The organism is Pseudomonas paraveronii, assembly GCF_963681955.1.
Taxonomy (GTDB): domain Bacteria; phylum Pseudomonadota; class Gammaproteobacteria; order Pseudomonadales; family Pseudomonadaceae; genus Aquipseudomonas; species Aquipseudomonas paraveronii.
In genome coordinates this window covers 3,296,829-3,312,257 of sequence record NZ_OY817130.1, presented here as the reverse complement: position 1 = coordinate 3,312,257, position 15,429 = coordinate 3,296,829, and the positions used below count along the sequence as shown (strand labels likewise).

The 15,429-nt window shown below is 59.0% G+C and carries 18 protein-coding genes, 1 tRNA gene and 1 pseudogene; 6 read left to right on the top strand and 14 right to left on the bottom strand.

Annotated features, from left to right (window positions below; genetic code table 11):
• Positions 1-357: 357 nt before the first annotated feature.
• Positions 358-1,290 (bottom strand): cation diffusion facilitator family transporter, encoded by a 933-nt coding sequence (locus U5A08_RS15055; protein WP_253396041.1) that lies wholly within the window; start codon positions 1,288-1,290, stop codon positions 358-360.
• Between the two features lie 786 nt (positions 1,291-2,076).
• On the opposite strand from U5A08_RS15055, the gene U5A08_RS15050 reads away from it, so the two are divergent.
• Both U5A08_RS15050 and U5A08_RS15045 read left to right on the top strand, forming a co-directional pair.
• The gene (locus U5A08_RS15050; RefSeq protein ID WP_253396039.1) at positions 2,077-2,268 is read left to right on the top strand and encodes a hypothetical protein; all 192 of its coding nucleotides are present in this window, start codon (positions 2,077-2,079) and stop codon (positions 2,266-2,268) included.
• A 153-nt stretch (positions 2,269-2,421) separates the two neighbouring features.
• Positions 2,422-2,661, top strand: a pseudogene (locus U5A08_RS15045) (alpha/beta fold hydrolase); the annotation flags it as partial.
• 110 nt (positions 2,662-2,771) lie between these two features.
• Here U5A08_RS15045 and U5A08_RS15040 read toward each other — a convergent pair.
• A tRNA-Leu gene (locus U5A08_RS15040) sits at positions 2,772-2,858 on the bottom strand.
• 312 nt (positions 2,859-3,170) lie between these two features.
• The gene (locus tag U5A08_RS15035) at positions 3,171-3,452 is read right to left on the bottom strand and encodes a hypothetical protein (protein ID WP_253396036.1); all 282 of its coding nucleotides are present in this window, start codon (positions 3,450-3,452) and stop codon (positions 3,171-3,173) included.
• A 199-nt stretch (positions 3,453-3,651) separates the two neighbouring features.
• On the opposite strand from U5A08_RS15035, the gene U5A08_RS15030 reads away from it, so the two are divergent.
• Positions 3,652-4,110, top strand: a complete 459-nt coding sequence (locus U5A08_RS15030) for a GFA family protein (RefSeq protein WP_247400661.1) — start codon at positions 3,652-3,654, stop codon at positions 4,108-4,110.
• A 2-nt stretch (positions 4,111-4,112) separates the two neighbouring features.
• On the opposite strand, the gene U5A08_RS15025 is transcribed toward U5A08_RS15030, so the two are convergent.
• The 11 genes from U5A08_RS15025 to U5A08_RS14975 form a co-directional block, all read right to left on the bottom strand.
• Positions 4,113-4,640: a DinB family protein gene (locus U5A08_RS15025; RefSeq protein WP_253396035.1), complete on the bottom strand. Its 528-nt coding sequence runs from the start codon at positions 4,638-4,640 to the stop codon at positions 4,113-4,115.
• A gap of 112 nt (positions 4,641-4,752) precedes the next feature.
• Positions 4,753-5,544, bottom strand: a complete 792-nt coding sequence (locus U5A08_RS15020; protein ID WP_253396033.1) for a PA4824 family protein — start codon at positions 5,542-5,544, stop codon at positions 4,753-4,755.
• 18 nt (positions 5,545-5,562) lie between these two features.
• A complete protein-coding gene (locus U5A08_RS15015) occupies positions 5,563-5,910 on the bottom strand; it encodes a DUF2493 domain-containing protein (protein ID WP_253396031.1) in 348 nt (115 codons plus the stop codon).
• Between the two features lie 65 nt (positions 5,911-5,975).
• A complete protein-coding gene (gene mgtA / locus U5A08_RS15010; RefSeq protein WP_321847266.1) occupies positions 5,976-8,690 on the bottom strand; it encodes a magnesium-translocating P-type ATPase in 2,715 nt (904 codons plus the stop codon).
• Positions 8,691-8,914: 224 nt separating this feature from the next.
• Positions 8,915-9,217, bottom strand: a complete 303-nt coding sequence (locus U5A08_RS15005) for a hypothetical protein (protein ID WP_253396027.1) — start codon at positions 9,215-9,217, stop codon at positions 8,915-8,917.
• Positions 9,218-9,537: 320 nt separating this feature from the next.
• Positions 9,538-10,149, bottom strand: coding sequence for a LysE family transporter (locus U5A08_RS15000; RefSeq protein ID WP_321847265.1), 612 nt, complete (start codon positions 10,147-10,149; stop codon positions 9,538-9,540).
• A 74-nt stretch (positions 10,150-10,223) separates the two neighbouring features.
• Positions 10,224-11,015, bottom strand: a complete 792-nt coding sequence (locus U5A08_RS14995; RefSeq protein ID WP_321847264.1) for an AraC family transcriptional regulator — start codon at positions 11,013-11,015, stop codon at positions 10,224-10,226.
• Between the two features lie 50 nt (positions 11,016-11,065).
• Positions 11,066-11,752, bottom strand: coding sequence for an arsenical resistance protein ArsH (gene arsH, locus U5A08_RS14990; protein ID WP_321847263.1), 687 nt, complete (start codon positions 11,750-11,752; stop codon positions 11,066-11,068).
• Positions 11,749-12,234, bottom strand: coding sequence for an arsenate reductase ArsC (locus tag U5A08_RS14985; RefSeq protein WP_321847262.1), 486 nt, complete (start codon positions 12,232-12,234; stop codon positions 11,749-11,751). Before U5A08_RS14985 ends, arsH begins: the two co-directional genes overlap by 4 nt.
• Before the next feature lie 13 nt (positions 12,235-12,247).
• A complete protein-coding gene (locus tag U5A08_RS14980) occupies positions 12,248-13,531 on the bottom strand; it encodes an arsenic transporter (RefSeq protein ID WP_321847261.1) in 1,284 nt (427 codons plus the stop codon).
• Positions 13,532-13,550: 19 nt separating this feature from the next.
• Positions 13,551-13,907 (bottom strand): metalloregulator ArsR/SmtB family transcription factor, encoded by a 357-nt coding sequence (locus U5A08_RS14975; protein WP_247405356.1) that lies wholly within the window; start codon positions 13,905-13,907, stop codon positions 13,551-13,553.
• A 177-nt stretch (positions 13,908-14,084) separates the two neighbouring features.
• Between U5A08_RS14975 and U5A08_RS14970 the strand changes: the two genes are divergently transcribed.
• The 3 genes from U5A08_RS14970 to U5A08_RS14960 all read left to right on the top strand — a co-directional run bounded on the left by U5A08_RS14970 (position 14,085) and on the right by U5A08_RS14960 (position 15,375).
• Entirely contained in the window at positions 14,085-14,300 is a 216-nt protein-coding gene (locus tag U5A08_RS14970) for a hypothetical protein (RefSeq protein ID WP_003191339.1), read from the top strand.
• Between the two features lie 71 nt (positions 14,301-14,371).
• On the top strand, positions 14,372-15,067 hold the full coding sequence (locus U5A08_RS14965; RefSeq protein ID WP_253396016.1) for an AzlC family ABC transporter permease: 696 nt from the start codon (positions 14,372-14,374) through the stop codon (positions 15,065-15,067).
• A complete protein-coding gene (locus tag U5A08_RS14960; protein ID WP_247405361.1) occupies positions 15,064-15,375 on the top strand; it encodes an AzlD domain-containing protein in 312 nt (103 codons plus the stop codon). Before U5A08_RS14965 ends, U5A08_RS14960 begins: the two co-directional genes overlap by 4 nt.
• Positions 15,376-15,429: the final 54 nt, after the last annotated feature.

Sequence of the window (15,429 nt, the reverse complement as noted above, 5' to 3'; positions counted from 1 at the left end):
TGCTACCGTCATGATCGCCGTCGCTGTCTGCCTGCACGGCTGGCCGGACTTGGGGTTTGAATGCTGCAGGTTGCGGTTGTGTGATGTGTGTCGAACCAGTAATTGCCGATGTCATGTGAATCCCCTCAAGAGCCGGTTGTTTGAGTTAATACTATCGGCATATTGTTTCAATGTTTAGACGCTTTAGTTAAGCGTCTCATGAATAAAAATAATTGAGAGTGTTTCCTAGTCTTAAGTTTGGTTCGGCACGTTAGTGCTCAAGTTGTACGTGAAAAATGTGTGATAATTTTGTGATGGTTTACACGTTGTTTTTGCACTATCTATCTTGGCGCGTCGTGTTACAGGCGCCGCGCCGGGTTAATGATCAAGGTCAGGTCGGTGCCAGGGATCTACGTGCGTCATAAGATTCAAAACGCGATGTATCCGCATCACTTCTTCCCTTGCTGAAACTGCAATAGCATGACCTTGCGCAACGGTAATTGAAGCATCTACTTCGATATGAGCATCGACGATGATCATGTCACCCATTTTTCGAGTTCGTAGATCATGCACACCTTTAACTCCAGGTATGTTTTGGAGCGTGTTGCGAATGGTTTGTACTTCCTGCTCATCGGCAGAGCGGTCCATCAGGTCATGTAATGAATCCCAAGTGAAGGTCCAACCCATCTTGGCGATCATGCCTCCGACAACAAGCGCAGCAATGGGGTCAAGAATCGGGTAGCCGGCCAGATTACCAACGATGCCTATACCGACAACCAAGGAGGACGCCGCGTCGGATCTTGCGTGCCAGGCATTGGCAACCAACAAACTAGACTTAACTTTTTTGGCGACCCTCAGCATAAAGCGAAACAACAGCTCCTTGGCTACCAGCGCCGCGATGGCAACCCACAAGGCAGCAACGTGTACCGTTGGAATCGACTCAGGGGTTTGAAGCTTGAACACCGCAGATCCGATCATGCCGACACCCACGATCAACAAGAGTATTCCCAATACCATGGATGCGGCGGTCTCGAAACGCAGATGCCCATAAGGATGACCTTCGTCAGCATCCTCTTTGCTTTTGTGGCTGGCGAATAGCACTACGAAATCAGCGATCAAGTCTGATAGCGAGTGAATACCATCGGCTACAAGCCCCTGGGATTTTGACATCACGCCTACTGCAATTTGTGTAAGTGAGAGCGCAATATTGACGATGACGCTCATCCATGTGCATCGGGAGGCTGCCGATGCGCGGGCGGCTTGACTATATCCCTCGTCTTCAGAGTCTTCAGCTATTTGTTCATGATTCATATTTGTTTCTCTAATTGAAATTGATACTCGTCTCGCGCTGCGAGCAAGGTCAGTACTCAGTAATAGCTGAGTTTTTTATCGGGCGTGAAGGGTAAGGGGTGTGCCTCAATTAAAGCAAGTAGTCGTGCATTCTAAAAGTGTGTAAGTGCCGATTTTAGGGTTGCCTGGAATGATGTAAATACTAATGTTTCGCGTAACTAAGATTTCAGGTTGGCTACAGAGTTAGTGAGTCAAAGCGGGATGCTTCTCAACTGGAATAAAGGAAAGGTCGACGGCCACAGAGGCATGGGGTCTATATCAAAGACTCAAACGGTCATGCGCAAATACATTCACAAAAATTAATGTTGCTGTACTTAAACATTGACGTGTGAGTACTGTATTTGTGGGCCAGTTATAAGCCTTGCGCTACAAACCCCAGGGGTAAACTGGTTAGCGTCGCTTTTGAGCGAGGGCATCAGGTCTGAGTTCCGCGTCGATGTTCTTCAGAGCGGACCACCGGCGTTCTCCCCGATCACCTCAAGGGCGCCTCGGACGTTTTGGCCGGTATCCGTATGGCCTTGGCATTCGACGAGCAGCGCCAACTCCATCAGCGCAGCCTCTGTAGATCACGACCGGTGGCGCACCCGAGATGAAAATTTTCTAAACGAGTGACGTCGCGCCTCTGAATGATCTCTAATTCGAATGGGTGATGGCATAATGCCACGTGTGCGCTGGTCGAACGTGACGTCGTTGAACGTTTTTTGAGACCTCAGGTTCCATTCCTCCGACATGATCAGGTGATCTGCAATGCGTCGTTCAGCTGTAAAAGCCTGGAGGGACCTTCTATACCAGGTTGTAAACGAACAGGACGTTGAGGACAAATATTTCAAGTTGCTTAGTGGGGCCGACCGCATGAAGAACGCCGGTCTCATCAACGAGGATGAATGGCGGAAGCTTGTTCGTAAGGCGGGCGAATTTCTTGCAAACAATGTTGAATAAGAAATACGGCTGCTGGCAGAAACAATATATCCGGCGCTGGGCCTGGTTATCTGTTGACTCGGGCGAGGGAGTATTTGGGGGAGGGTATTGAGTGGTCTCCGCTAACGCTAAAGAGTATCGAAAGCGTAGTGGCAGGCAAAATTACCGCGTTGGTTTCTCGACGATCGTACCGATCTGACACAGCGGCTGGATGAGATGCACATGCCTGTATTGCTTATCTGGGGGGATTCGGACCCGATTAGTCCACTCGGTGTTGGCCAGCGGCTTAACCAGCTCCTTCTGAATGCCGAAATACACGTGCTCTCCGGCGCTGGTCATGACCTGGGCTTTACCCACCCATTAGAAGTTGCCGGGTTGATTGATAAACACCTGGCTCATGGGCTGGGCAGTTGAAACGTTTTCGATGGCTTGTATTCGATCGGCAGGACGCCGGAGCAATGAAATTGCGGAGCAAAAACAATAAGGGCCTGCATGAAGTTCATCATGCAAGCCCTTGATATCTATGGTGCCCGAAGCCGGAATCGAACCGGCACGCCCTTACGAGCGGGGGATTTTAAGTCCCATGCGTCTACCAGTTTCGCCATTCGGGCGGTAGCGCGGTGCAGCAGGGTTGGGAATATATAGATCCGGGCGCTTGGGCGCAAGGTCGAAGGTGCCTTTGTTGTACAAAGAGGGGGATGAAAAAGCTCGATAGATCAGTGGTCTACATAGGTAGCCGGGGAGAAACCGAAGATTCCGAGGGCTGGGGAACAGGCCTCAAAAATGACAGGTACGCCGATACGCTGTCTCTGCACTTCAGAGTGGATGCTCAGTAGTAAGCAGGCTGGTGTCTGAGTGTAGGACACTCGCACTTGGTCCAGCAGAACAAAGCCCCGGCGCGACCGGGGCTTCTGCATCTTGGCCTATACGAAAGGCTGGCCACTGAAGCCGCGTGGCAGGCGTTGCAACCCGGGCAGGTCGGTCAGGCGTTGTGCCCAAGCGCTGCGCCAGTCGCTGGAGGTGTGGGTCCTGGCTTTGCGCGAAGCACGGCGTGCGGCGTTGCGTTGGGTGCGTCGCGCTTCCTTGTAGGCTTCGGTGTTGCGGCAGGTACGGCATTTGACGCGGTTCAGCTCAGTGCTGGAGGGGAGGTTGCCGCCGTGATGGCCGCAGGCTAAGTGCCCGGCGACCTTGAAGTGAATGACCATGTAAGCGTCTCCTTCTTGGGGGGGGGCGCGCATCGGTAGACCCACAATGCACGCGGGGAGCGCGGGCTGCGATTAATCCCGACACCTTCAATTACGACCCCACGCCGGTCGCAGCGTTCGGTTTGTGCCCTGCAGCCCTGTTCAACCCCTGGGCGCGACGTTACCCTGGCTCGAGCCTAATCATAAAAAGGAGTGAGTGATGAGCGTCGAAAACCTGCCCCATGAAGGCAGTTGCCGTTGTAACCGAGTGCGCTTCAGTGTGAGCCAGGCCCCGGTGATCACCATGGCCTGTCATTGCACCGGTTGTCAGAAGATGACCGCCAGCGCGTTCTCCCTCAGTGCGCTGATTCCCGCCAGTGCGTTCACCGTGACCCAGGGTTGCCCCGTGGTCGGCGGTATGCATGGCGTGGACCGCCATTACTTTTGCCCGCATTGCATGAGCTGGCTGTTTACCCGCCCCCATGGCATAGATGAGTTCGTCAATGTGCGTGCGACGTTGTTGGATAACGCCAAGGATTACCTGCCTTTCATGGAAACCTGGACCTGCGAGAAATTGCCCTGGGCCACGACGCCGGCAGTCGAGCGCTTTGCACAATTGCCCGCACCGGAGGATTTTCCGCGTTTGTTGCAGGCCTACGCCGAGTTCAGCGCCCGCTGAGTTCAGTCGATCAGCGCGAGCAGGTCGGTATCGCCCACATCGTGTCCCGCCTGGGTCAGCAGCGTTGTCACCTGGCCCCGGTGATGGGTCTGATGATTGAAAAAATGCATCAGCAAGCTGAAAAACGGCTTGTCCGCCGCGACGCCGCGCATGTTGCGGTATTGCAGGCGCAGGTCGAGGTCGGGATCGCGCAGGCTCTGCGCCCAGTCGATGATCAGTCGATCCAGCCAGGCGCGGTGCGTGGCCAACTCGCGCAGGTTGGCGAAGGCCAGGTGCTTGAGGTCGGTGGGGGTGGCAATGGCGCTTAACGGTGCCAGCGCCGAATGGCCGGCGGGATGCTGGGCAAAGCGCTTGAGCCACACGGTGTCACCCAGTGTCAGGTGGTTCAGCGTGCCGAGGATCGAACCGAAAAACGCACGGCGATCCATTCGTAATTCGGCGTCCGTCAGCTTGGCCGCCGCGTCATAGACTTTGCGGTTCATCCACTGGTTGTAGGTCGCCATCAGGGCAATCTGTTCGAGACGGTTCACATGCGTGCTCTCTGGCGGTGCGATGGCGCCATCATAAGACGTGTCCGCCCGGTGGTCATCGGGTTCCGGTAGGGGCGGCGCCGCAGGCGCCACCGATGCGAAGGGGGAATCCTTAGAAACGCAGCGTAGCGCCGGTGCTCAACCATTGCGTGCGCTCAGCCACCAGGCTGCGCCCGACCACCACGTCTACGTCGACCAACGGCCCAATGTGGAATCGCGGGCCCGCTTGCCAGGCCTGCTCACTGCCTTTCTGGCCGTAGCGCTCGACTATCAGTGTCAATGAATGCGCCACCTGGTATTCGACGCCGGTGCCCCATGTGAGGCGATGGTTTTGCTCGCCGTTGTCATACGCATGGGTCCATCCGGCATTCAGGTTCAGTCGCAGCGGCTCCAGCGGTTGCCACGTCAACGGTACGTTGAAATCCGCGCCGTCAAACGCGTGCCGCCGGTCGAGGGCAACGTGGGCACCGACGGATACGGCCATCTCCAGGCCCAAGTCCTGGCGTGACATCATCTGTGCCTTCACTTGCGGGCTTACTTGAGTCTCGCGGTTGGCCCGTGACAGTGTCGCGCCCCACTGTATTGCAGGCAGGGCGTTGAAGGTGCAGGCAGGCGACATCGTCTCGTTGTGCGCACTGCTGTTGTGTCGCTCGGCGCTGTACCAGGCGTCGACGTTGCATTCGCCCGGCGCATTGATTGCGCCGTCGTCGACCACGTAGGCGCCCCCCGCTGCGAAGGCCTTCGACAATAGGCTGATGACGAGGATGACGCTGAGCGTCAGCCCGATAAACATCAGGTTACGCCGCAGCGCGCGCCGTTTGGCGGGCGGTAGCAACAAGAGGGTATGGCGAGCGCCGCGATAGCGGGCAACCCTGTCCGAGTGTTGGCGGTGTTTCTTGTACATGGCGTACCTCGCTTGAATTCAGCTTTCTACGGTCAGCACCGAAATGCCGCTGGCTTTGGCCTGGCAGACCAGCTCGGATGTGTCGTCACCGCCTGGCAGGGCGATGACCACATTGGGTCGGCTGTCGGACAGCATGAATTCGTTGCGCTGGCGCTCCGCCTGCTTGCCGTGGCGCTGCCAATTGGGCGGGTAACGCACCACATCGATACCGATTTCCCGCGCCCATTCCTCGATGTCGCTGCCTAGGAATTGGTTGCCGCCGTGGATCAATACCTGCACCGGGCGCAGGCGGTGGTAGGCGTCCAGCACTTGGCGGGACATTTTCGTGTCGGCGTAATGACGACCTGCACAGATCAGCACGCGCATCGTTGAAATCCTTGTAGTACACGGTGGCCGCCGGGCGGCCGCCACCATTTAAACGGAGGGAGTGATCAGTACCACTGCTTGAAGCGGCGGATGTAGATCGTCTTCATCAGTTGGGCCACACAGCAGTAGCTGAGCAAGGTACCCACCAGCCACGGGAAGTACGCCAGCGGTAGCGGTTGCAAGCCCACCAGGGCGCCGAGCGGTGAAAACGGCACGTAGATCCCCAGGGCGATTACCACGCAGGTCATCAGCAATACGGGCCATGCGGCGGTGCTCTGGAAGAACGGGATCTTGCGGGTGCGCAGCATATGCACCACCAGGGTTTGCGAGAGCAGCCCCTCGATGAACCAGCCGGATTGGAACAGCGTCTGCATCTCTACGCTGTTGGCGGCGAACACGTACCACATCAGTGCGAAGGTGGTGATGTCGAAGATCGATGAGGTTGGCCCGATCCACAGCATGAAGCGGCCGATGTTCTTCGCGTCCCACTTGCGCGGCTTGGCCAGGTATTCCTTGTCCATCTTGTCCCACGGCAAGGCCAGTTGGGAGATGTCGTACATCAGGTTCTGCAGCAGCAGGTGGATCGCCAGCATCGGCATGAACGGAATAAACGCACTGGCCACCAGCACCGAGAACACGTTGCCGAAGTTGGAGCTGGCGGTCATGTTCAGGTACTTCATGATATTGCCGAAGGTTTCGCGGCCCTTGAGCACACCTTCCTCCAGCACCATCAGGCTCTTTTCCAGCAGGATAATGTCGGCCGATTCCTTGGCAATGTCGGTGCCGCTGTCCACCGAGATACCCACGTCGGCATCGCGCAGCGCCGGTGCATCGTTGATGCCGTCACCGAGGAAACCGACGGTGTGGCCGTTGGCTTGCAGGGCCTTGAGCACCCGCGACTTTTGCAGCGGTGTCAGCTTGGCGAACACCGTGCGTTCTTCCACGCGGCGCAGCAGGGTTGTGTCGTCCATTGTTTCGATGTCCACACCGAGCAGTGGCTGGCCTGGGTCAAGGCCGACCTGGCGGCAGATCTTGCTGGTGACCACGGCGTTGTCGCCGGTCAGCACTTTCACCGCGACGCCGATCTGTTGCAGCGCCGCAATCGCCGGGCCTGCGGTTTCCTTCGGTGGATCGAGGAAGGTCAGGAACCCCTGGATCACCAGGTTGCGCTCATCGGCGGTGGTGTACTGCCGGCGCGCCACGGCGTTCGGGATGTTGCGGGTGGCGACCACCAGCACGCGGAAGCCGTCCTCGTTGTAGTCATTGGCAATCGCCAGTAACTCCTGGCGACGCCGCTGATCCAGCGGCACGGCGGCGCCGGCTTCGAGCACATGCGTGGAAATGCTCAGCATCTCTTCCACGGCGCCTTTGCACACCAGCAGGTGGTCGTCGGCGGCGTCCTTGACCACAATCGACAGGCGACGGCGTACAAAGTCGAACGGCAATTCATCGATCTTGCTGTAGGCAAACGGCACCTGGAACTTGGGGTTCTGTGCCGAGAATTGCACCACGGCCTGGTCCATCAGGTTCTTCATGCCGCTCTGGTGATAGCTGTTGAGCCAGGCCAGGGACAGCACCGCATCATCACGCTGGCCAAAGGCGTTGACGTGGTGCTCAAGGATGATCTTGTCCTGGGTCAGGGTGCCGGTCTTGTCGGTACACAGCACATCCATCGAACCGAAGTTCTGGATCGCGTTGAGGCGCTTGACCACCACTTTGCACTTGGCCATGGCGGTGGCGCCCTTGGCCAGGTTGGCGCTGACAATCATCGGCAGCATTTCCGGGGTCAGGCCCACGGCGACCGCCAGGGCAAACAGGAAGGCATCGCCCCAGTCCCCCTTGGAGAAACCGTTGAGGAAGAACACGATCGGCACCATCACCAGCATGAAGCGGATCAGTAGCCAACTGACGCTGTTCACGCCGCGATCAAACGCGGTCTGCGCCCGGGAGCCGACAATCGCTTTGGCCAGAGAGCCGAAGTAGGTGCGCGGTCCGGTGGCCACCACCACGGCTTTCGCCCGGCCGCTGACCACATTGGTGCCCATGAAGCAGATGTTCGGCAGGTCCAGCAAGTTACCCTGGTCGGCGGCAAGGGGGCTGGCGGATTTTTGCGTTACGTCCCCCAGCGTGTCGTATTTCTCCACCGGTAAGGCTTCGCCGGTCAGCACTGCCTGGCTGATAAACAGGTCGCGGGATTCGATCAGGCGGATGTCGGCCGGGATCATATCGCCGGCCGATAGCTGCACGATATCGCCAGCCACCAGTTCACGCATCGGCACTTCGCGCAGTGTCGGTTGGCCGCCGACTTGTTCGCGGCGTAACACGGTGGCGGTGGTACGCACCATGGCTTTGAGCGCTTCGGCGGACTTGGCCGAGCGGTGCTCCTGCCAGAATCGCAGCAGGCTGCTGAGCAGAACCATGGTCATGATGATGATGACTTTGGTCAGGTCGACTTCTTCACCGGCCTGTAACGGCAGCCAGTAATCAGTGACGAAGCTGATCGCGCCCAGCGTCAGCAGCACGTAGATAAACGGATTGTTCAGTGCCTGCAGGAACTGGACGATGGCGTGAGGCGGCTTGTCATGGGCCACTTCGTTATGGCCTTGCCGTTGCAGGCGCGCGGCGGCGTCCATCTCGGTCAGGCCATCCTGGGTGGCCCGCACATTGGCCAGGGTGGCCGACAGACCGTTGTGGGCCTCGCGGGCGGCACGCATCGACAGGCGGGTGTCGGCGTCGGTGCGGTTTTTCTTGTGCTGTGGTGGTTTTTTTACGGCGCTCATGGTGTGTACTCCTGTCGCCAATTCTCGACAAAACATACCCGGTACTGACCTGATGACAGGCGAGCGAAAGCATGCCGAGCCGCGGACTTCGCGATCGGTTCAAATAAGGTGTTGAATAACTTTCAAGGGGCCCGCTAATAGCGCGTTAGTTACTACTCGCGCAGCGGGCTACTACTGGACAGGTTCATAAAGAACTCCAGGGTATTAGTCGGGAAGTTGCAGTTTCAGTCGATGTATGCGGCGCGAGTGCTCAGGGATAGATCGAGCATCCGGCGTGCTTCAGCCAGGCTGGAAACGATACGCCTCTGTGGGTCCTGAGGGTCGGTTTGAGCCCAATGCTGTTGCAGTCGGCCGGTCGTTGGGCAGACACGCCAATGCGCCAGCGGATGGGCCGGACGCACTTGAGGGGAGGGTGCGGCAAAGGCCGGGCGGGCAGCAGAAAAGCCTGCGGGCGCGCGGCACAGCTTGGCGCGCAGGGCGGCGGCCAGCATTCGTGGATCATTTACAACAAAGGTTTGGAAGGTCATAACAACACCTCGGGACCGGACGGGCGACCGGCGAGGCAGTTACGATGGAGCACAAGCTCTAGCGCAGCTTACCGGACCGGGGAGGCGAGTCCTGTCATATTCTGGATTTGGCGCCCGATGCCCGCCAACGCGGTGCTCGGACAGCGACTAGATACTGTGTCCATTGGCTTCTTTTGTGAGGTTTAAAAAAGGCCCCAGTTGCGGGCAGGGGCAATCTACTTAGCCCGTTACAGAATGTCAACGCATGATTAATCAAATGGCAAAGTGTTCAGAGTCTATTCAGATAGAACACACTCGCAAGTTGTCGGGCATATATAACTTCATATACCTTGCGCGGCGAGAACGGCGAGATAGATCAAGACCACACCGCACGCTCCATAACTGATGCGCTGCCAGGTCGGCGAGGCGTTCTTGCGCAACAGATTCACCAGTGCGGCAGTCAGAAAACACGACAACACCGAAGCCAGCATGAAACCGGCGAAAAACATCAGCGTCTGCGCATGGCTGGGCGTGGCCCCGACGATGCCCGATAGAGCACTGCCCAGCGCACCCCAGTACACAATGTTTTTCGGGTTGGCCAGCGAAATGGCCGCGCCCACGGCCAGCGCATTCTGACCGGAGCCGGCCGGTGCGCTGTCGGCTTCGGGCAAGCGCCAGGCGTCGCGCAGGCTGCGCACGCCGAGCCAGGCGAGGTACAGCGCGCAGACGAGGGTCAGCGGCACGCGCACGGCGTCATGTTGGATCAGCAGCGCGATGCCGGTCAGGCCGATCACGGCCCACACCGCATCGCCGACCAGCGAACCGACCTGCACCAGCAGCGCGGGAGTAAAACCGTGCAGCAAGCCACGGCGCAGGGTCTCCGCCAGCACAGCGCCGGGGGAGAGGCAAAACACAAAACCGAATACCAGTGCGTAGAAGAAGATCGCCAGCATGCCTGTGCTCCATCCAATGATGGCAGGCAGTGTGCTGGCGCACGCAGAGGTTGTCTTGGACCAGATTGTGCTGTTTAGCGTTTCGCCACACTTTGATATCGGCCGGGCGTGATGCCATAGGCCGCGCGAAAATGCCGGTTGAGGTGGCTTTGGTCGGCAAAACCGAGCTGATGGGCGACCTCGCCGGCCGCCATCCCATTGCGCAATAGGCCTTTGGCGCGGCGCGTGCGCAATTGCATGGCCCACTGACGAGGGCTGAGCCCGGTCTCTTTTTGAAAGGTGCGCAGCAGGTGGAACTTGGACAACCCCAGCTCCTCGCCGAGGTGGTCCAGGGGCAGCGATTGATGCAGTTGTTCGGCAAGCAACTCCTGGGCGCGACCGATCAGGCTTTTACCGGCTGCCGCGCTGGCGGGCACGCGCACGCCGCTGAGGCTGACCACTTCGCCCAGCAATACAACCAAGGCGTCTTCGTTCAACTCACGGACCAGCGCGTCGCCGCTTAAGGCACCCTTCGCCACAACCGCCAGGCGCCGTGCGACATCCGGCTGAAAACACAGCGATCGATCGAACTCTACATGCGCCAGCCCCAGGTCGCAGGCCAATTGGTTCGCGCTGACGTAGAGGCTGACAAACTGCCACGGCGCTCCGTCCGCCGCACCGCCGCCCTGAATCTGCCCTGGGTTATACAGGGTGATGGACCCTGGCCCGGCCTCGAACTCCTGGCGGTCCAGCCACACTTTTTCCTCGCCTACAAGGTTCACGCCGATCACGCATTCGTCATGGCTGTGGCGGGCAAAGGTCAGGCCGGTGCAATGGACGCTGTTGATTTCGTAGTTGCCCAGCCAGGTGTGTTGCAGGGTGCTCATGGGGTCGGCTCAGTCACGGGATGGACGTGAGCATACGCCGTCAGCAGGGCTCAGATCGACCGTTGATTGACCCGTTGCGACAGTTCATCCGCGCTTTCCTTGCGCTCCGAGTAGCGGTCGACCAAGTCCGGGCGATCACGCAGCAGTACGGTGAACTTCACCAGTTCTTCCATCACGTCGACAACGCGATCATAGAGTGCGGAGGGTTTCATGCGGTCCTGATCATCGAACTCCATGAACGCCTTGGGCACCGAGGATTGATTGGGGATGGTGAACATACGCATCCATCGGCCGAGTACGCGCAGTTGGTTGACCGTGTTGAACGACTGGGAACCACCGCACACTTGCATCACCGCCAGGGTCTTGCCCTGGGTCGGGCGGACCGCGCCCAAGGACAGTGGCACCCAGTCGATTTGTGCCTTGAACACCGCCGACATCGAACCGTGTCGTTCAGGGGAGCACCAGACCTGGCCTTCCGACCATTGCATCAGCTCCAACAGTTCCTGCACTTTGGGATGCTCACGCGGAGCAGCATCGGGTAATGGCAAACCGCTCGGGTTAAAGATGCGCGTTTGCGCGCCGAAGTGTTGCAAGAGGCGCGCGGACTCTTCCACCAGCAGGCGGCTGAACGACCGTTCGCGGGTCGATCCATAGAGCAGCAGAATGCGCGGGGGCTGACTCGGTTCGACAGGGTGTGAAGTGATCAACGACGCGTCCAGGTTGGGCAGGGTGGTCATGCTTGCTCCGCCTGCAACAGCGCAATGCGCTCGAGTTCTGCTTTCAGTTCGCCAGGGTCGAGATCGGCAAAGGGCAGGGCGAAAAACGCCCGGCAGCGCGTGGCGATGGTCCGCAACGTGGCGTCGAAGGCGGCTTGGATGCTTGCCTCGTCGCCGTCGACATCCGAAGGATCTTCCAACCCCCAATGCGCCTTCAGCGCCGGGCCGAAATACACGGGGCAGGACTCACCGGCAGCCTTGTCGCACACCGTGATCACCACATCCGGCGGGCTGCCTTCAAAGGCGTCGTTGCCCTTGCTGTACAGGCCCTCGGTGCGGATGCCCGCCGCCTGCAAGGTGCTCAGGCTGCGGGGCAGCACCTGACCCTTGGGGAAGCTGCCGGAGCTGACCGCCTGAAACCCTTCTGGCGCCAGGTGGTTGAACATCGCTTCGGACAAAATGCTCCGGCAGCTGTTGGCGGTACACATGAACAAGACTTTCATTGGCGGATGTCCTTTAGAGGCTAAGGCGCAAGGCGAGGGCGGCGAGCGTGATCAGCAGCACCGGCAAGGTCAATACAATCCCGACCTTGAAGTAGTAACCCCAGGTGATGGTGATGCCTTTGCGCGCCAGGATATGCAGCCATAGCAGGGTCGCCAGGCTGCCGATGGGGGTGATTTTCGGGCCGAGGTCGCTGCCGATCACGTTGGCGTAGATCATCGCGTCCTTGACCACGCCCGCGGCATGGCTGGATTCGATGGACAGCGCACCGATCAACACGGTCGGCAGGTTGTTCATTGCCGAAGACAACAATGCCGTCAGCACCCCGGTGCCCATCGCCGCGCCCCATACGCCATAGGTGGCGAAGGTGTCGAGCCAGGTCGCCAGGTAGGTGGTCAGCCCAGCGTTGCGCAGCCCGTAGACCACCAGGTACATACCCAGGGAAAAGATCACGATCTGCCAGGGCGCGTCCTTGAGCACTTTGCGCGTGGAAATCTTGTGGCCTTTGGCGGCGATCACCAGCAGCAACACCGCGCATGCGGCAGAGATGGCGCTGATGGGAATCCCCAACGGTTCGAGGGCAAAACACCCGACCAGCAGGATGCCCAGCACCCACCAACCGGCGCGAAAGGTGGCGCGGTCGTGAATGGCGCTGGCCGGGTCCGCCAGGTCGGCCGGGTCGTAGGTCTGCGGAATATCGCGGCGGAAAAACCACAACAGCACCGCCAGGGTGGCGGCGACGCTGACGAGGTTCACCGGCACCATCACCGCCGCGTATTCATTGAAGCCGATCTTGAAATAGTCCGCCGAGACAATGTTCACCAGGTTCGACACCACCAGCGGCAGGCTCGCCGTGTCGGCGATAAACCCTGCGCCCATGACGAACGCCAGGGTTGCCGCCGGGGAAAAACGCAGCGCCAGCAACATCGACATCACAATCGGCGTGAGGATCAGTGCCGCGCCGTCATTGGCAAACAGCGCCGACACCAGCGCGCCCAGCAGCACCATATAGGCAAACAACCGCCGGCCGCGCCCACGGCCCCAACGGGCCACATGCAACGCTGCCCAGGCAAAGAATCCGGCCTCATCCAGCAACAGGCTGATGACGATCAGCGCGACAAAGGTGCCGGTGGCATTCCAGATGATGTGCCACACCACCGGGATGTCCGCCAGGCTGATCACGCCACAGGCCAGTGCGAGGATCGCGCCCAGGGTCGCGCTCCAGCCGACGCCCAGGCCTTTGGGCTGCCAGATGACCAGGACGATGGTGAAGATAAAAATCGCAATTGCGACAAGCATGGATAAACGCTCCGGTGGCTCAACAGCAGGTGCTGGCTCGTTGTGGTCTGTCGCCCATTGCATCAAGACGCTGCGCGTCGTTTTGCAACCATGGCTGGTTGGCTTGCAGGGTGGTGTCCAGCACGTGAGTTACCCAGGCGGGCAGTGCCGGATTGATACGGTAGTAGATCCATTGCCCCTGGCGCCGATCCAGCAGTAACCCGCTGCTGCGCAGTTGCGCGAGGTGGCGGGAGATTTTCGGCTGGCTGTCGTCAAGTGCATGGATCAGTTCGCACACGCAAAGTTCGCCTTCGCGCAGGACCAACAGGGTCATTCGCAAACGCGTGGCATCGGCCAGGCATTTGAACAGAGCGGGAGGGGAGAAAGGGTCTGACATGGCCACGGCCTTTGCTTATATGTGTATTCGAATATACGTATTTCCATATATTACAGTCAAATCCTGTTTCAATTGATATGGATCAAATGTCTGGGAACACGCCACAAGTGATTGAAATTAAAATGAAACACAAATGTCCTAAAGTGCCTGCCCATAGCTGATGAAGGAATACCACGCGTGACCCGTGCCACTCGCAACCTGCGCAAGACCCTCGATTCCGTCGCGGAAAATAATGAAACCGCGGCGTTTGATCTGATGCGCGCCGTCGAAAAACTCGGCGATGAAGTGCTGCGCCAGCGCTTGCTCAATACCATCCACCGCCTCAACCAAGATGCCTATGAGCTGCGCGAAGCGCGAGACTCGGTGGAGCAGGTGTCCGTCAAACTGGCCTGAGCAAGATCGTTCAAGACAACCTGCACATGGCGCTGGCATGCTTGGCGACTGTCTGTCGATGAGCGGTTCCCATGCCTACTGCCTTACCTCATTACGCATTCGCCCGTGGCGCGATTGCTGTCATTCCGCTATCCCTGGCGTGCGCGCCCTGGGGCTTGCTGGCCGGGTCAATGGCCATTGATGCGCAGTTTTCCCCGCTCGAAGCCCAAGGCCTTTCCGCCATTGTCTTTGCCGGCGCCGCGCAACTGGTCGCCATCGGCATGGTCAAGAGCGGCGCCAGCCTGATCTCCATCTTGCTCACGACCCTGCTGCTGACCTCGCAACATTTGCTCTACGGCATGCATCTGCGTCCCACCTTGTCGACGTTCAAGCCGCGCTGGCGCATGAGCCTGGGCTTCCTGATGACCGATGAGTTCTTCGCCCTGGTCAGCCAATACGACCGCGAAACCTTCAACCGTTGGTACGCGCTGGGCGTTGGCCTGACGTTCTATATCGCCTGGAACCTGTTTACCCTCGCCGGCATCGTCCTGGGCAAGAGTATTCCAGGGCTCGAACACCTGGGTCTGGAGTTCTCGATCGCCGCGACCTTTATCGCGTTGATCACGCCCGTGGTGCGCGATGTGCCCACCGTGGTCTGCGTGGCGGTGGCGCTGTTGGGCTCGGTGGGCTTGAGCTTCTTGCAATGGGAGTCGGCCGTGGTGGTGTCGGGTGTGTTGGGCATGAGCGCAGGGTTTGCCTGCAAGCGACTGGGAGTAGGGCAGGCATGATCTTCGTGATGATTGTTGCAATGGGACTGATCGTGTTTCTTAACCGCTACCTGTTTATCGAACCGCGCCTGCCCGTGCGGCTCAATCGTGGTGCGCGGGAGTTTCTCGGGTTTGCGGTGCCGGGCATGCTCACGGCAATCTGCGGGCCGATCATTTTTTTCGCCGACCACCAGCTCAACCTGAGCCCGGCCAACCCCTACCTGCTGGCCGGGATCTGTGCGGTGGCGCTGATGTTCTGGACGCGCAATGTGCTGCTCACCGTGCTGTTGAGCATGGCGTTGTTCTACCTGTTTCGCTGGTGGCTTTAAACGCGCAGGCGAAAAAAAGCCCGCGGGAGGGCGGGCTGAAGGGAACTTCTAAAA

Bases quoted from the DNA above. Each gene is read 5' to 3' on its own strand.
- U5A08_RS14975 (WP_247405356.1), bottom strand. From the start codon at position 13,907: ATGTCAGACCCTTTCTCCCCTCCCGCTCTGTTCAAATGCCTGGCCGAT.
- U5A08_RS15035 (WP_253396036.1), bottom strand. From the start codon at position 3,452: ATGGTCATTCACTTCAAGGTCGCCGGGCACTTAGCCTGCGGCCATCAC.
- U5A08_RS15055 (WP_253396041.1), bottom strand. From the start codon at position 1,290: ATGAATCATGAACAAATAGCTGAAGACTCTGAAGACGAGGGATATAGT.
- mgtA (WP_321847266.1), bottom strand. From the start codon at position 8,690: ATGAGCGCCGTAAAAAAACCACCACAGCACAAGAAAAACCGCACCGAC.
- U5A08_RS15050 (WP_253396039.1), top strand. From the start codon at position 2,077: ATGCGTCGTTCAGCTGTAAAAGCCTGGAGGGACCTTCTATACCAGGTT.
- U5A08_RS14995 (WP_321847264.1), bottom strand. From the start codon at position 11,015: ATGAGCACCCTGCAACACACCTGGCTGGGCAACTACGAAATCAACAGC.
- U5A08_RS14960 (WP_247405361.1), top strand. From the start codon at position 15,064: ATGATCTTCGTGATGATTGTTGCAATGGGACTGATCGTGTTTCTTAAC.
- U5A08_RS14965 (WP_253396016.1), top strand. From the start codon at position 14,372: ATGCCTACTGCCTTACCTCATTACGCATTCGCCCGTGGCGCGATTGCT.
- U5A08_RS15030 (WP_247400661.1), top strand. From the start codon at position 3,652: ATGAGCGTCGAAAACCTGCCCCATGAAGGCAGTTGCCGTTGTAACCGA.
- U5A08_RS15015 (WP_253396031.1), bottom strand. From the start codon at position 5,910: ATGCGCGTGCTGATCTGTGCAGGTCGTCATTACGCCGACACGAAAATG.
- U5A08_RS14985 (WP_321847262.1), bottom strand. From the start codon at position 12,234: ATGAAAGTCTTGTTCATGTGTACCGCCAACAGCTGCCGGAGCATTTTG.
- arsH (WP_321847263.1), bottom strand. From the start codon at position 11,752: ATGACCACCCTGCCCAACCTGGACGCGTCGTTGATCACTTCACACCCT.
- U5A08_RS15005 (WP_253396027.1), bottom strand. From the start codon at position 9,217: ATGACCTTCCAAACCTTTGTTGTAAATGATCCACGAATGCTGGCCGCC.
- U5A08_RS14980 (WP_321847261.1), bottom strand. From the start codon at position 13,531: ATGCTTGTCGCAATTGCGATTTTTATCTTCACCATCGTCCTGGTCATC.
- U5A08_RS15000 (WP_321847265.1), bottom strand. From the start codon at position 10,149: ATGCTGGCGATCTTCTTCTACGCACTGGTATTCGGTTTTGTGTTTTGC.
- U5A08_RS15020 (WP_253396033.1), bottom strand. From the start codon at position 5,544: ATGTACAAGAAACACCGCCAACACTCGGACAGGGTTGCCCGCTATCGC.